The 13,908-nt window shown below is 73.5% G+C and carries 12 protein-coding genes; 9 read left to right on the top strand and 3 right to left on the bottom strand.

What is annotated here, in order from left to right:
* Window positions 1–100: 100 nt before the first annotated feature.
* Both ACW69E_RS00540 and ACW69E_RS00535 read right to left on the bottom strand, forming a co-directional pair.
* Entirely contained in the window at window positions 101–2,173 is a 2,073-nt protein-coding gene (locus tag ACW69E_RS00540) for a hypothetical protein (protein ID WP_457496178.1), read from the bottom strand.
* Window positions 2,174–2,538: 365 nt separating this feature from the next.
* On the bottom strand, window positions 2,539–3,699 hold the full coding sequence (locus ACW69E_RS00535; RefSeq protein ID WP_457496177.1) for a CDP-alcohol phosphatidyltransferase family protein: 1,161 nt from the start codon (window positions 3,697–3,699) through the stop codon (window positions 2,539–2,541).
* A gap of 328 nt (window positions 3,700–4,027) precedes the next feature.
* Between ACW69E_RS00535 and ACW69E_RS00530 the strand changes: the two genes are divergently transcribed.
* From ACW69E_RS00530 to ACW69E_RS00505, 6 genes are all read left to right on the top strand, one after another.
* Window positions 4,028–4,168, top strand: coding sequence for a hypothetical protein (locus ACW69E_RS00530; RefSeq protein ID WP_457496176.1), 141 nt, complete (start codon window positions 4,028–4,030; stop codon window positions 4,166–4,168).
* Window positions 4,169–4,558: 390 nt separating this feature from the next.
* Window positions 4,559–5,710, top strand: coding sequence for a glutamate 5-kinase (gene proB, locus ACW69E_RS00525; RefSeq protein WP_457496175.1), 1,152 nt, complete (start codon window positions 4,559–4,561; stop codon window positions 5,708–5,710).
* A gap of 212 nt (window positions 5,711–5,922) precedes the next feature.
* Window positions 5,923–6,387 carry a hypothetical protein gene (locus tag ACW69E_RS00520; protein WP_457496174.1) on the top strand — a complete coding sequence of 155 codons (465 nt, stop codon included), beginning with the start codon at window positions 5,923–5,925 and terminating at the stop codon, window positions 6,385–6,387.
* A gap of 92 nt (window positions 6,388–6,479) precedes the next feature.
* Entirely contained in the window at window positions 6,480–7,757 is a 1,278-nt protein-coding gene (locus ACW69E_RS00515; protein ID WP_457496173.1) for a glutamate-5-semialdehyde dehydrogenase, read from the top strand.
* A 97-nt stretch (window positions 7,758–7,854) separates the two neighbouring features.
* Entirely contained in the window at window positions 7,855–8,568 is a 714-nt protein-coding gene (locus tag ACW69E_RS00510) for an SCO2584 family spore wall biosynthesis protein (RefSeq protein WP_457496172.1), read from the top strand.
* 127 nt (window positions 8,569–8,695) lie between these two features.
* On the top strand, window positions 8,696–9,796 hold the full coding sequence (locus ACW69E_RS00505; protein ID WP_457496171.1) for an SCO2583 family membrane protein: 1,101 nt from the start codon (window positions 8,696–8,698) through the stop codon (window positions 9,794–9,796).
* Here ACW69E_RS00505 and ACW69E_RS00500 read toward each other — a convergent pair.
* Window positions 9,774–10,880 carry a M48 family metallopeptidase gene (locus tag ACW69E_RS00500; RefSeq protein WP_457496170.1) on the bottom strand — a complete coding sequence of 369 codons (1,107 nt, stop codon included), beginning with the start codon at window positions 10,878–10,880 and terminating at the stop codon, window positions 9,774–9,776. The two genes, ACW69E_RS00505 and ACW69E_RS00500, sit on opposite strands and share 23 nt — an antisense overlap.
* Before the next feature lie 140 nt (window positions 10,881–11,020).
* Between ACW69E_RS00500 and ACW69E_RS00495 the strand changes: the two genes are divergently transcribed.
* From ACW69E_RS00495 to ACW69E_RS00485, 3 genes are read left to right on the top strand one after another with little or no spacing between them, the layout of a single operon-like run.
* Entirely contained in the window at window positions 11,021–11,176 is a 156-nt protein-coding gene (locus ACW69E_RS00495; RefSeq protein ID WP_457496169.1) for a hypothetical protein, read from the top strand.
* Between the two features lie 55 nt (window positions 11,177–11,231).
* Complete coding sequence (gene nadD / locus ACW69E_RS00490; protein ID WP_237878733.1) at window positions 11,232–11,861, top strand: nicotinate-nucleotide adenylyltransferase; 630 nt, start codon at window positions 11,232–11,234, stop codon at window positions 11,859–11,861.
* Between the two features lie 13 nt (window positions 11,862–11,874).
* The gene (locus ACW69E_RS00485) at window positions 11,875–13,785 is read left to right on the top strand and encodes a LytR C-terminal domain-containing protein (protein ID WP_457496168.1); all 1,911 of its coding nucleotides are present in this window, start codon (window positions 11,875–11,877) and stop codon (window positions 13,783–13,785) included.
* Window positions 13,786–13,908 lie beyond the last annotated feature (123 nt).

Genomic DNA, 13,908 nt, shown 5'->3' with positions numbered 1-13,908 from the left:
CCGCGACGCGGCACGGACGCCGGAAGCGGCGGTGGCCCGCACTCCCCCGGGACGGGAGAGTGCGGGCCACCGCCGCTTCGCGGCTCGCCGGCCGGGTGTCTCAGGTGGTGAGGGAGTTCTCCGAGTCGCTGGGGTCGCTCTCCTGACCGGCCTCCGCCGCTTCCGCCGCTTCCGCCGCCTCGGCGGCCACGCGCGGCGCCGGGGCGTCGTCGGTGCGCAGGGCCATCAGCTCGCGGCGCCTGTCCGCCTTGGCGCACAGCGCCGCGACCGCCTGGTCGAAGCGGACGATCGACGGCGGGTCGGCCGGCCCCAGCAGGTGCGTCTTCAGCTCCGTACGGGCCCGCGCCATGGTGTCCCGGGACGGGTCCCGGACGGAGTCCAGCAGGGCGGGCACGCCGGCGGCGTCGGGCGTGAGGATCGTGGCCGCCCGCACGGTCGGCAGGCCGGCCCTGAACTCCTCCTCCGCCAGACCGCTGGTGTTGGCGACCGCGTACGGCTTCTCACTGGCCAGCCAGTCCGAGACCACGCTGGAGACATCGCTGATCAGCAGGTCGGACCGGTTGAAGCAGGCGTACAGGGCGGGGCGCGGCCCGGTGACGATCAGATGCTCCCAGTCGGGGAAGGACGCCCAGTAGGCCTCCTCCCAGGCGGCCGTCGCCGCCGTCACCGCCGCCTCCCGGTCCCCCTCGGGGGCGGACTGGAGCAGCATCCGCTCCATCTCGTCCGCGCTCGGCCGGAACGCCGCGCTGGTCAGCTCGTCCAGCTCGGCGGTACGGCGGGCCAGCTCGGCGGCGGCCTCCGGGCCGGGGCGCGGGCCGGAGCGCCGGGCGTTGGCCTCGGCGATCATCTGCTGGATGCGCTCGTTGGCGCGGGCCGCGCGCGGGTCCACCGAACCGGTCATCGGGTGGGGCTTGTACAGCAGCCTCACCTTCGGGTCCGCCAGCAGGGCGCGGACGATGTTCTCGCCGGCCAGGATGACGGAGGTGTTGCCCGGGTCGTCGGTCCAGCCCTCCCAGGTGGGCGCGTACAGCACAGTGACGGGGCCGTCCGCGGCCGGGGGTCCGGCGTACGGGCGGATCGGCGCGAGCTGCGGGCGGCCGACCTCCACCACGTCGCGGTCGTCGACGCCGATGTCGGCGAGCCGGTAGCGGTCCCGTGCGGCCCGGCCCGCGACCCACACCTCGTCGTATGCCTTGGCGTAGGGGTTGCAGCTGGAGAGCTTGTCGCTCTCGCCGTGGTTGATGAAGGCGTGCTTGATCGAGGGGATGCGCAGCACCTGCGAGGTCTTACCGGAGTTCGCCGGGTGCAGCATCATCTTGAGCGAGGAGTGCTCCAGCCGCATGAGGTGGGCGACCTTGGGGATGCACACGATGGGCACGTCGGTCGCGTCGATCTTCTGCACCATGAACCGCTCGCGCAGCACGATCAGCGGCCTGGCCTCCAGCTCGGAGAGCGTGCCCAGCCACATGTTGGCCTGGTAGGCGGAGGCGGCGCCGCCGGAGAAGTACATCGCCACCGTCGGCCGGTACTCGGCCAGCCAGCGGTCCAGCCACTCCAGCGCCTGCCGCTCGTTCACGGGCTGTGCGCCCGGCCGCAGCCAGGCGGCCAGCCGCAGTATGCCGCCCAGGTGGAGCGCCAGGGTGAGGCCCACGCCCAGCAGGCCCCACCGACCGTCGGTGGTCAGGGCCGAGGCCATCAGGCCGGCCGTGGCGGGCAGGGCGAAGTACAGCAGCCGGCGGCTGGGCTGGCGGGCCAGCAGCCGCGGCGGCGCGGAGGACAGCCGCAGGGCGGAGGCGTCGATGTTGCGGGTGACGAAGGGCAGGGTGCGCCGGCGCCTGATCAGCAGGGAGATCGCCTGGCAGCAGAAGTGCAGGAGGTAGCCGGCCAGCAGGGCCAGGGCGAGGGGCTGCTCCTCCAGCGGGTCGATGCCCGGCAGCCGGACCAGGCCGACGACGATCAGCGCGTCACGCAGCAGCTGGCGGGTGGTGACGTCGAAGCGCAGCCTGCCCAGCGCGGTGACCAGCCAGGGCTGCCGGTGCACCAGGTACAGGTCGAGCACGAGGCCGACGGACGAGCCCACGACGAACAGTGCGGTGTCCGCCAGCAGCGCGCCCAGCGCCTGCGTGAGGAAGGCCGCTCCCAGCAGCACGGAGAGGGCCAGAGCGTGTTTCACCGAGAAACCCGGGGGGGCGGGCCGGGCGGCACCTCTCTCGGACCGCTTCTTGCTGCGGAAAAGCCTCAGGGCTGGGAACGAGGCGGACATCAGGCAGGTCACGCTCCAGGAAGGGACGTCATGCGTGTCGTCTCGCCTACCGCCCACCTCCTGCCTTCCGGGCCTCCCGGCACCGCTCCCCAACGGCGATCGGCATGCGACGGAGTGTTCGACGACCACTCGGTGATGCGTTTGCGGCGCTCATCCTACGGTCACCGCGGCGGTGTCCTCGCGCGGTGCCCTCGCGCAACGCCGGGCGGGGCGGTGAACGGAAAGACATCGCCTCCGTCCGCCGCCCCGCCCGGTGGCGTGCGTGTCCTGCCCGCCTATCGTTTCGCGGCGGCTCCGTCGCGGGACGGCAGGCTCTCCCCGGCCGGGCCGCCGGGCTGGGCCGGGATCCCGGCGGCGGTGCCGGGAGCGGCCTCGGATGCGGTCTGCGGGGCGGCCTCGGGGACCGGGTAGGAGGCCAGAGTGCGCTCGAAGTCCCTGGTGGACAGCAGCAGCTTGTAGATGATCGCGAGCTCGAACACCATCAGCAGGGCACCCGCCGCGATGGTCACCGGCATGATCGCGCCGAGGATCGGCCCCACGATGAAGACGGCCATCTGGAACTCGATGCCGCTCACCAGGTGGGTGCGGACGCGGTGCCGGAGCAGGAAGGTGCGGAAGCGGCCGTACCAGGGGAAACGGCTCTTGAACTCCACGTGCAGGTCGATGACCTTCTTCTCCTGCGGCCGGGCCTGCGCACCGTCCCCGGCCCCGGTGTCCGGGTCGTCCTGACCGCCCTGCCCGGGGCCGTCGCCGAGGTCGGCCGTGGGGTTCTCACGGAGGAGGTCCTCCATGAAGGCGATCCCCTGCTCCTCGTCGGCCTCGTTCTCCCGTTCCTGCTCCCGCTCCCGTTCGCGCTGCTCGCGCTCGCGGTCCTGCTCCAGCTCCTCGGCGGTCATCAGGGCCCTCGCCGCGCGGCGGCTGGCCTTGGCGCGGGCCCTGATCTTCTTGCGCATGCTGTGGCGCACCTTGAAGATCTGGAGCGCGTCCAGGTAGCGCAGGGCGTCCAGGAAGACCACGACGAGGGCCAGCCAGACGTAGGCCACCTCCCCCGTGCGGGAGTACTGGCCGCCCATCAGTGCGATGGCGCAGATCAGCACCCTCACCCGGTCGAACACGTAGTCCAGCCAGCCGCCGAACTCCGAGCCCTTCCCCGTGAGCCGGGCGAGCTTGCCGTCCATGCAGTCCAGGATGAAGCTCAGGTGGTAGAGGCCGGCCCCGATCAGCAGCCACTTCCAGTCGCCGCGCGCGAAGCAGGCGGCGGCGGCGAGGCCGAGGAAGAGCGCCCCCCAGGTGATCTGGTTCGGCGTCACCCTGGTCCACTTCGCCGTCCACCGGACCAGGGGTGTGGCCACGGGATCGACGAGCAGCACCGTCCACCAGGCATCGCGCTTCTTCTCGGTGATGCGGCGCACTTCGGAAAGGGGGGGTATGTCCATGTCAGGTAGATAATCCTCGTAGCCGGTCGTGGGGTGGGCCGGAGCCAGGCGGCGTCCGCGGAACTTGCACACCCGGATGTTCCGCGCAACCCTCGCAAGGGCGCGCAGAGTGTACGCAGCCCGCAGATTGGGTGACCTGCGGGTGCAATCAATCTGAACCCGAAGTTAAGACACATGGGATGACCGGATGGTTGCCCTCGATTTCGGCCACATGTTCGCCGGATGGTCGAGCAGGCCCCGGTTCAGGTGCCGGAGACCGCGGCGCGCCGCTCCCGCCCCCGTCCGCGATGGACGCTCGGGCGCGAAGAACCACTCCACCCCCGGCTCCATGAGCCGGCGGAAGGCCCTGACCACCGGGGGCGTGGTCAGCGTCACGGCCACCGTGGCCGCGGCCGCCACCGGGGTGGCGGTGACGAACAGCACACCCGCCGGGCTGTTCACGAAACCGCCCTCGTGCCAGTCCCGGTAGTGCGCACCCTTGACCGGAAAGCCGTGCGGCGGGTGCGCGTACAGTCTCCCGGCCCCCAGTGCCGTGAAACAGGCGCGCGGGGGAGGGCGTCAGGCTCAGGAAGGCGGCGCTCAGCAGCAGGGAGCAGCCGAGCATGCCCAGCGTCATCAGCACCCCGACCCAGCCGGGAGCGCCGAATTCCTGGGCCGCGTAGCGGTGGCAGAGCCGGCCCGGGACCCCCTCCGGGGCACGGCCCAGTGGGTCGCCAGGGGGCTCTCCGGCGGAAGGCCGCCCCCTGCGGCGCCCGATCGGGCGCACCGTCCGCCGGGCGGAACGGGCGGGCGGGGCGGGTGGGGGCTCGCGTAGATTGCACAGCGACCGGACGAGGATCACACGCAGGGGACGACGCAGGTGGCAGCGGCAGAGCAGGGCCTTCGGCGGGATGTTCAAGACGCCCGCAGGATCGTGGTGAAGATCGGGTCGTCCTCGCTGACCACGGCCGCCGGCGGGCTGGACGCCGACCGGGTGGACGCGCTGGTGGACGTGGTGGCCCGGCACCTCGGCGCACCGGAGGACGAGGACAGCAAGGAGATCGTGCTGGTCTCCTCCGGTGCCATCGCCGCCGGGCTGGCGCCACTGGGACTGGAGAAGCGCCCGCGCGACCTCGCCCGCCAGCAGGCCGCCGCCAGCGTCGGCCAGGGCCTGCTGGTGGCCCGCTACACCGCCTCCTTCGCCCGCTACGGCCGGCGCGTAGGCCAGGTGCTGCTGACCTCGGACGACACCAGCCGCCGCGCGCACTACCGCAACGCCTACCGCACCCTGGACCAACTCCTGGCCATGGGCACGGTGCCGGTCGTCAACGAGAACGACACCGTCGCCACCGACGAGATCCGCTTCGGTGACAACGACCGCCTGGCCGCGCTGGTCGCCCACCTCGTCCGCGCCGAGCTGCTGGTCCTGCTCTCCGACGTCGACGGCCTCTACGACGGCAACCCGGCCACCCCCGGCACCTCCCTCATCGGGGAGGTACGCGGCCCGCACGACCTGGACGGGGTGGAGATCGGCAGCGCCGGGAAGGCCGGGGTGGGCACCGGGGGCATGGTCACCAAGGTCGAGGCGGCCAGGATCGCCGCCGGGGCGGGCGTCCCCGTGGTGCTCACCTCCGCCACCCGCGCCGCCGACGCCCTGGCCGGGCGGCCCGTGGGCACCTACTTCCACCGCACCGGCCGCCGCTCCGCCGGCCGGCTGCTGTGGCTGGCCCACGCCTCCGCCCCGCGCGGCGCGCTGGTGCTGGACGACGGCGCGGTACGGGCCGTGGTGGAGCGGCGCACCTCGCTGCTGCCCGCCGGGCTGGCCGGGGTGGAGGGGGAGTTCTCCGCGGGCGACCCGGTCGAGCTGCGGGACGCCGCCGGGCGGGCCGTCGCCCGCGGACTGGTCAACTTCGACGCGCGCGAGATCCCCCGGCTGATCGGCCGCTCCACCCGTGACCTGGCCCGCGAGCTCGGCCCCGCGTACGAGAGGGAGGTCGTCCACCGCGACGACCTGGTCCTGCTGCGCCACTGACGGCGCCTTCGACGGCGCCTCGACGGCACCTCGAGGGAGCCTTCGGGTCAGCCTTTCAACGGACAGCTTCCCGAAAACCGCCACACGGCGGCTCGAGTACTGGTCAACTTCTGTGGGAGGGCCGCGCCGGGACGGCGTTCCGGGAGGCGGCCGCGACAGCGCAGCCGCACAAGCGCGTTCGCACGAGTTCGGCACCACACGGGAGGCCGCCGGTGAGACGACTGACCAGCGTCGACTTGGGGTACCCCCAGCGAGGCGACGGGGCGGGGAGCCCCCTGCGGGGCCCGGCGGAGCCGGGCGCCCGCCGCGGCGGTGAGGAGGGCCGCTCCGACGGCGCCTCGCGCCTGTGGCACGTCACCCTCAGCGTCTCCGGGGCCGAGGCGCCGCTGCGGGACGTCAGACGGGCGCTGGAGCGGCTCGCCCACGACCACCCCTTCCTGCTGGCCGGCCGGTACGCCAACGACCACGCCGAGATCCGCTACTGGGAGGAGGCCCGCGACCTCCACGACGCCGCGGCCGTGGCGCTGCGGCTGTGGGGCGAGCACCGGGCGTCGGCGAAGCTGCCGCCGTGGGAGATCGTCGGGCTGGAGGTCATCGGCCGGGAGACGTACCACCAGCGGGTGGCGGAGGGCTACGGCCCGCACCCCGTCATCCCGGCCGGCGTCCACCCGTTCTGACCCCGTCCCGCACGGCGGTGGGACGGGCACACCACCCGTCTCGCACTGCGGACCTCCGGATGGACGCCGCCCGCCCTGGCTACGCTGGGAGCATGAGCAGCGCATCGCAGACCTCGCCCGTGACCGACACCGCCCGCCGTGCCAAGGAGGCGGCCGCCGCGCTCGCCCCGCTGCCGCGCACCGCGCGCGACGGCGCGCTGCTCGCGATCGCCGACGCCCTGGTGGCCCGCACCGGTGAGATCGTCGAGGCCAACGCCGCCGACGTGGACAGGGCCCGCGCCGCCGGGGCGGCCGACTCCATCGTCGACCGGCTCACCCTCACCCCCGAGCGGATCGCCGCCATCGCCTCCGACGTGCGGGACGTGGTGGCCCTGCCCGATCCGGTGGGCGAGGTGGTGCGCGGCTCCACGCTCCCCAACGGCCTGGAGCTGCGCCAGGTGCGGGTGCCGCTCGGCGTGGTCGGCATCATCTACGAGGCCCGGCCCAACGTCACCGTGGACGCCGCCGTGCTCTGTCTGAAGGCCGGCAACGCGGTGCTGCTGCGCGGCTCGTCCTCCGCGTACTCCTCCAACACCGCCCTGGTCGCCGTGCTGCGCGACGCCGTGGCCTCCGCCGGCCTGCCGGCCGACGCCGTCCAGCTCGTGCCCGGCGAGAGCCGCGACAGCGTCAAGGAGCTGATGCGCGCCCGCGGCCTGGTGGACGTGCTGATCCCGCGCGGCGGCGCGTCCCTGATCAGGACGGTCGTGGAGGAGTCCACCGTCCCGGTCATCGAGACCGGCACCGGCAACTGCCACGTCTACGTCGACGAGCACGCCGACCTCGACACGGCCGTGGAGATCCTGGTCAACTCCAAGGCGCACCGCCCCAGCGTCTGCAACGCCGCCGAGACCGTGCTGGTGCACTCCGGCATCGCCGACGCCTTCCTGCCGCGCGCCCTGGCCGCGCTGGAGAAGGCCGGCGTGACCGTCCACGGCGACGGGGCCTGGGTGAAGGCGGGCGAGGCGGGCGGCGTGGACGTGGTGCCCGCCACGGAGGAGGACTGGGCCACCGAGTACCTCTCCTACGACATCGCCGCCGCCGTGGTGCCCTCCCTGGACGCGGCGGTGGAGCACATCCGCCGCTGGACCTCCGGCCACACCGAGGCGATCGTCACCTCCGACACCTCGGCGGCCCGCCGCTTCGTGTCGCTGGTGGACTCCACCGCGGTCATGGTCAACGCCTCCACCCGCTTCACCGACGGCGGCCAGTTCGGCTTCGGCGCCGAGATCGGCATCTCCACGCAGAAGCTGCACGCCCGCGGACCCATGGGCCTGCCGGAGCTGACCTCGACGAAGTACGTGGTCACGGGCGAGGGGCACGTGCGCGACTGAGCCCGCCGCCCTCCCGGCGCACTCCCGCGGGGGGCGCGAAGCAGACGAATCACCGTTCTCCCTGCCCAAAGTCCTCCGGCCGGTCTAGGCTGGATCCGTGCCGGAGGATGTGGGGGGCCAGCCGCACCAGAGCGGCGAGGAGCCCGACGACCGCGACCACGCGGCGGCGGACGACGTGTTCGCCTCCGTGGTACTCGACGAGTCCTTCGTACGTGCCGCCCTGATCCACGAGCCCACCGCCGCCGAACGCACGCTTGCCGCCGCCCAGTCCCCCTCCGAGACCGAGGCGGCCCTCGCGCACGACGACCAGTACGGCTACGGACCGTGGCGGGACGATCCCGAGGGCGCCGAACACGACCGCGACCACGGCGGCGACCGCGACGCGGGGGCGGAGGACGGTGGCGACCACCACGGCCGGTACCGCTACGGCCGGCTGGAGTTCGCCGACCGCCTCGACCACCTGGAGTACGTGGAGGACGCCGAGTACCCGGAGGACGCCGGGTACGCCGCCTACACCGATGAGGCCGAGGGCCGGAGCGGCCTCCACGGGCACCCACCGCGCCCCTACCGCGGCCACGTCCGCTGGCAGCGGCCGGTGGCCTGGGTGCTCGCCGTGGTGATGGGCGTCGGCATCGTCGCGATGGCCTTCGCCGCCGTCCACCGGGGCGCCTCCGACCAGCGGCAGCAGACCCCGCCGGAGCCACCGCCGGCGACCAGCGGGGCCGACGCCCCGCCACCGGCCGGCCGGTCCGGCGCGCTGCCCTCCCTTTCCGGCCACTACAGCACGTCCTCGCTCGGCGGCCGGGCATAACGTCCGCCCGCCGGTCCGCCCGCCGGTCCGGCGCCGGGTAGGCCGCCCGGCGGACTCTGACCGATTTTTCCCTGAATCGGGGACTGGGGACGGGTTTGGCGGCCTTTGCCGGATCTACCCTGGGGGTATGACCGGGCCTGGAGAACCACCGCCCCGGGGCTTCTCCGGGGGCGGTGACGACGAGTACCGCTCCACCGTCTTCGACGAGTCGTTCGTCAGGGCTGCCCGTCTCCAGGAGTTCTCCGCGCGGGAGCGGCTGGCCGACCGCGAACACCCCGTACGCCCCCTCCCGCCCCGGCCGCTGCGCGGCAGGCCGTGGCGGGGCCTGGTCCTGGCGGTGCTGATCGTGTTCGCCTTCGGTGCCGTGGTCTACGCGGGGATCCGCACCCAGCAGCAACAGCAGTCCGTGAGCAGGCCGGGGCCGCGGGTTATAAGCAGTACGGTCGTCCCGCTCTCGCCGGGCGGGGAGAGCAGGGTGCCCGGCGGGCGGCCGGCACGGCTGCTCGAACGCAGCCCGGCGGCGGAGTTCTACACCGGGGCCGCCGGAGTGACGCTGCCCCCGGTCCGCTCCACCGCGCACTTCGCCGACAGCCAGGTGCTCGCCGCGCTGGCCGTCGCCAAGGAGTACGTGGTCGAGAGCTCCCTCAACCCCGAGGTGCTGAGCGGCGAGACCGCGCGGCCGGTGCGGATACTGATCGACCCGGACCAGCACGCGCAGTTCGACCGCAGCATCAAGCGGCCCGCGGCCGACGGCCACCACGCGGCGACCGGCTGGCTGGTGCGCTTCGCCCCCGGGCACACGGAGTTCGCCGGCGAGGGGGTGCGCGTCCGCGGCACGATGGAGGTCCGCGAGAGCGAGGCCGACGCGCTGGAGATCGTCACCGACCACGTCTTCGTCTACACCGTCCGCCCCGCCGGGGCGAGCGGCGAGCGGGCGGCCGGCGACCGGCCGGACGGGGAGGCCGCCTCACTGTTCACGGTCCGGCGCGAACTGCGGCTGCGCTTCGACCGCGAGGACCTGCGCGACCAGCACCTGACGGTGGAGCGCAGCGAGGTGCGGGCCGGGCCGATGTCCTGTGCGGCCCCGGCCCACGACGCCCTGCGCCCGCTGACGGCCGGGCAGAGCGCCGGCGCCGACCACCCGGCCGGCACCGACCCGTACGTGCGCGACGGCGGCGACAGCCCGGTGTGCGGGACGCTGGACCCTAGCTCCCTGCCGCGCCCGTAGCGCCCTCGCCGCCCTTCCGGTCCGCGCCGCCGCCGGTGCCGCCCGCTCCGCCCGTGCCGCGTCCGGCGAAGCGGTCGCGCAGCTTCCCGCCCAGGTCGCCGGCGCCGTCGCCCAGGTCCCGCAGCAGGCCCATGAGCGGGTCCTTGCTGGTGCGCACGGTGTCGGAGTAGTGGCTCGCGGACTGCCGGAACGACTCGTAGACCGAGGTGTCCTTGTCGTCCTCGCGCCGGTCGTAATGGCCTTCCATGATCCGCTGGTGGTCGCGGCTCGCGGCCCACTTGCGCAGCTCCGCGGCGCGCACGGTGGTGAAGGGGTGGCTGCGCGGCAGCACGTTGAGGATCTTCAGCACCGAGTCGCGCAGATCGCCGGAGGACTCGTACTCGTCGGCCTGCTTCAGGAAGGCGTCGACGTTCATCTCGTGCAGGTGGTTGCCGCCGGCGATCTTCATCAGGCCGCGCATCGACGCCTGGAGGTCCTGGCCGACCAGCAGCCCGGCCCGGTCCGCCGACAGCTCCGACTTGCGGAACCACTCGCGCAGCGCCGTCACGAGCGCCATGATCGCCACATTGCCCAGCGGGATCCACGCCACCTTGACGGCCAGGCCGGTCAGGAACAGCAGGATCGTCCGGTAGACCGCGTGGCCCGACAGGGCGTGGCCGACCTCGTGGCCGATCACCGCCCGCATCTCCTCCTCGTCCAGCAGCTCGACCAGCCCGGTGGTCACCACGATGACCGGCTCGTCCAGGCCGATGCACATGGCGTTGGGCTTCGGGTCCTGCGTGACGTACATCGCCGGGACCTTCTCCAGGTCCAGGATGTAGCAGGCGTCGCGCAGCATGGCGTACAGGTGGGTGAACTGCGCGTCGTCCACCCGGACCGAGTCCGACAGGAACAGCAGGCGCAGGCTGCGCTCGGGCAGCAGACCGCTCAGCGTCTTGAAGACCGTGTCGAAGCCGCTCAGCTTGCGCAGGGCCACCAGCGCGGAGCGGTCCGCGGGGTGCTCGTACGCCCGTGAGGAGATCCCCGGGAAGCGCCGCCTGCTGCGGCCGGGAAGATGTTCGGTGGTGCCGTTGCCGTCTGTCATGGTCCGCCCCCTGCGGGTCTGGTGTGGGCCCGTCCCCCTTGTCGGCCCCCAGCCTAGGTGGTGGGTGCCACACGCCACAGCACACCGCCCCGCTTACGATGTGCTCAAGTTTCCGCCCCTACCCGATAGGTCTGCCGACGATGACCCTCCCCGACACCGCGCACACCCTGTCCCTCCTGGCCTCCGGCGCCGAGGGCGGCGGTACCTCCGCCAACCCGTACGCCACCGGCTTCGGCGCTCTGGCGGTGCTGCTCCTGCTGCTGTGGATCACCACCCGCTTCAACCGGGACCGCTGAGGCGACGGGTCCGGGCGGCGGCGCGATCGGCGCCGGACGGCTAAGGTCGGCACGCATGGGAGAGCACATAGTGTCCGGCGCCGGCAGACGGCGGCTGGGCGTGATGGGCGGTACGTTCGACCCCATCCACCACGGGCACCTGGTCGCGGCCAGCGAGGTGGCGGCCAGGTTCCACCTGGACGAGGTGGTCTTCGTGCCGACCGGGCAGCCGTGGCAGAAGAGCCACAAGGCGGTGTCGCCGGCCGAGGACCGCTACCTGATGACGGTCATCGCCACGGCCTCCAACCCGCAGTTCTCGGTCAGCCGCATCGACATCGACCGCGGCGGCCGGACGTACACCATCGACACCCTGCGGGACCTCAGGGCGCTGCACGCCGAGGCCGACCTGTTCTTCATCACCGGCGCCGACGCGCTCGCCCAGATCCTGACCTGGCGCGACGTCGACGAACTGTTCTCGCTCGCCCACTTCATCGGGGTCACCCGCCCGGGGCACGCCCTCGCCGACCCGGGCCTGCCGGCCGGCGGGGTGTCCCTGATCGAGGTCCCGGCGCTGGCCATCTCCTCGACGGACTGCCGCGCACGTGTGGCGCAGGGGGACCCCGTCTGGTATCTGGTGCCGGACGGTGTGGTGCGCTACATCAACAAACGCAGGCTGTACCGGGACAGCCGGGCGCCGAAGGGCTAGAGGGGCGGCAGTCGTGAACGACCGACAGGACCCGTACGGGCCGGGGGACCCGTCGCAGACGAGCGGCCACGTCTACGGTTACGACGAGTACGGGCGGCCGGTCTACGGCGAGCCGGGAACCGGCGCGCCGCACGGCGACACCCCGTACGACCCCTCGTACGGCTCCGCGTACGGCCAGGGCGGTCAGACGGGGCAGCAGCCCGCGTACGACCCGTACGGCGCCGGCGCGTACGGCACGGGGTCCTACGACCCCGGCACGTACACCTCCGACCCCTACGCCGCCGGTCCCCATACGGCCGACCCCCACGCCGGGGGCGCCCGGACCGGATACGCGCCGGACGCGTACACCCAGGACCCCTACACCCAGGGCACTTACGTCCCCCAGCCCCGCGGGGGCGGATACGACGGGCAGGACGGCCGGTACGGCGACTGGGACACCTCCGCCACCGGGCGGCAGGACCCGGTGACACAGACGTGGATCCCGCAGCAGGCCCAGGAGCCCTGGTACGGGGAGGGGCCCGCGGAGCACGCCGAGTCCACCGGGCCTACCGGGGCCGCAGGGTCCGCGGAGGCCGGTGACGCGCCGGAGCCCGGGCCCGGCGCGGGCCGCGGAACCGGCGCCACCGTCACCACGGCCCCCGCCGGTGCCGATGCCGACGAGTACCGCACCGAGGAGTTCTCCTTCGTCGAGGAACAGGACGAGGAGTCCGAGGACGTCATCGACTGGCTGAAGTTCTCCGAGAGCCGCACCGAGCGGCGCGAGGAGGCCAAGCGCCGGGGCCGCAACCGCACGGTGGCCCTGGTCGCCGCGCTCGCCGTGGTGCTGGCCGGCGGCGTCGGCTGGCTCTGGTGGGCGGGGATGCTGCCCGGCACCTCCGGGGACGGCGGGACCGGCGAGGCGGCGTCGGGCGCCCAGAAGCGCAAGGTGATCGTCGTCCACCTGCGCGAGATCGACGGCGGGGAGATGTCCACCGCGCTGCTGGTCAACAACGAGACGGCGGGCAGGGGCACCACCGTCCTGCTGCCCAACTCCCTGGTCGTCGCCTCCGGCGGCGCGGGGGAGGGGACGACGCTGGGCAAGTCCTTCGAGGCCGAGGGCGCGGCGGCCACCCGCGACGCGCTGGGCCTGCTGCTGGGCACCGACATCAGGGGCACCTGGCGTCTGGACACCCCCTATCTGGAGAACTGGGTCGACCTGGTCGGCGGCATCTCCCTGGACGCCGACACCACCGTGCCCGGCGCGAAGGAGGGGGACGATCCGCAGGTGCGGCGGGGAAAGGGACGCGACCTGGACGGGAGGGCCGCCGTCGCCTACGCCACCCACCGGGCCGCGGGCGAACCGCAGACGAAGCAGCTCGCCCGGTTCGGACAGGTCCTGCGGGCCACGCTGGAGAAGATGTCCGACGATCCCAGGACCGCCACCGGCACGATCCGGGCGCTGACCCAGATCCTCGACCCCTCCCTGACCGACGGACAGCTCGGAGCCAGCCTCGCCTCGCTGGCCGGATACGCCAAGAAGGACGCCTACGGCACCGAACTGCTGCCGGTGGAGACGGACGGCACGCTCAGCGACGCCACCAGCGAGGGCCTGGTGAAGGACGTGCTGGGCGGCACGGTGAAGAACACCGACCCGAACGCCACGCCGCGGGTGAGCCTGAAGGACGCCACCGGGGACGAGAAGGCGGCGAACAACGCCCGGGTGGCGCTGGTCAACGGCGGCTACACCGTGGTCGGCGGCGGCAGCGCGGACGCCGCGCAGGCCACCACCAGCGTGACCTACTCCGAAGCCGGGGACAGGGCCAGGGCCGAGGAGGTCGCCAGGACGCTCGGTCTGTCAGAGAAGGCCGTGGCCGAGGGCAGGGGCGCGGCGAACGCCGACATCACGGTGGTGCTGGGCCGCGACTACGAGCCCGGGGGGCCGTGAGGCCGCGGTGGAGCGGCGGAAGGCCCGGTGGCGGCGGCGGTGGCCCGGCGGGTGGGGCTCCGCCGGGCCGCCGCCGGGCCCTACGGAGCCGGTCCGCGGCGGATCGTGAGACCCTGGAGGGGT

This window comes from Streptomyces sp. SS8 (assembly GCF_054072955.1).
This window is presented reverse-complemented; position numbering and strand designations above follow the sequence as displayed.

What these genes read in the sequence shown, in the direction of transcription:
- ACW69E_RS00500 (WP_457496170.1), bottom strand. Translation starts at nt 10,880, where the DNA reads ATGACAGACGGCAACGGCACCACCGAACATCTTCCCGGCCGCAGCAGG.
- ACW69E_RS00515 (WP_457496173.1), top strand. Translation starts at nt 6,480, where the DNA reads ATGAGCAGCGCATCGCAGACCTCGCCCGTGACCGACACCGCCCGCCGT.
- ACW69E_RS00505 (WP_457496171.1), top strand. Translation starts at nt 8,696, where the DNA reads ATGACCGGGCCTGGAGAACCACCGCCCCGGGGCTTCTCCGGGGGCGGT.
- ACW69E_RS00530 (WP_457496176.1), top strand. Translation starts at nt 4,028, where the DNA reads ATGAGCCGGCGGAAGGCCCTGACCACCGGGGGCGTGGTCAGCGTCACG.
- nadD (WP_237878733.1), top strand. Translation starts at nt 11,232, where the DNA reads ATGGGAGAGCACATAGTGTCCGGCGCCGGCAGACGGCGGCTGGGCGTG.
- ACW69E_RS00535 (WP_457496177.1), bottom strand. Translation starts at nt 3,699, where the DNA reads ATGGACATACCCCCCCTTTCCGAAGTGCGCCGCATCACCGAGAAGAAG.
- ACW69E_RS00495 (WP_457496169.1), top strand. Translation starts at nt 11,021, where the DNA reads ATGACCCTCCCCGACACCGCGCACACCCTGTCCCTCCTGGCCTCCGGC.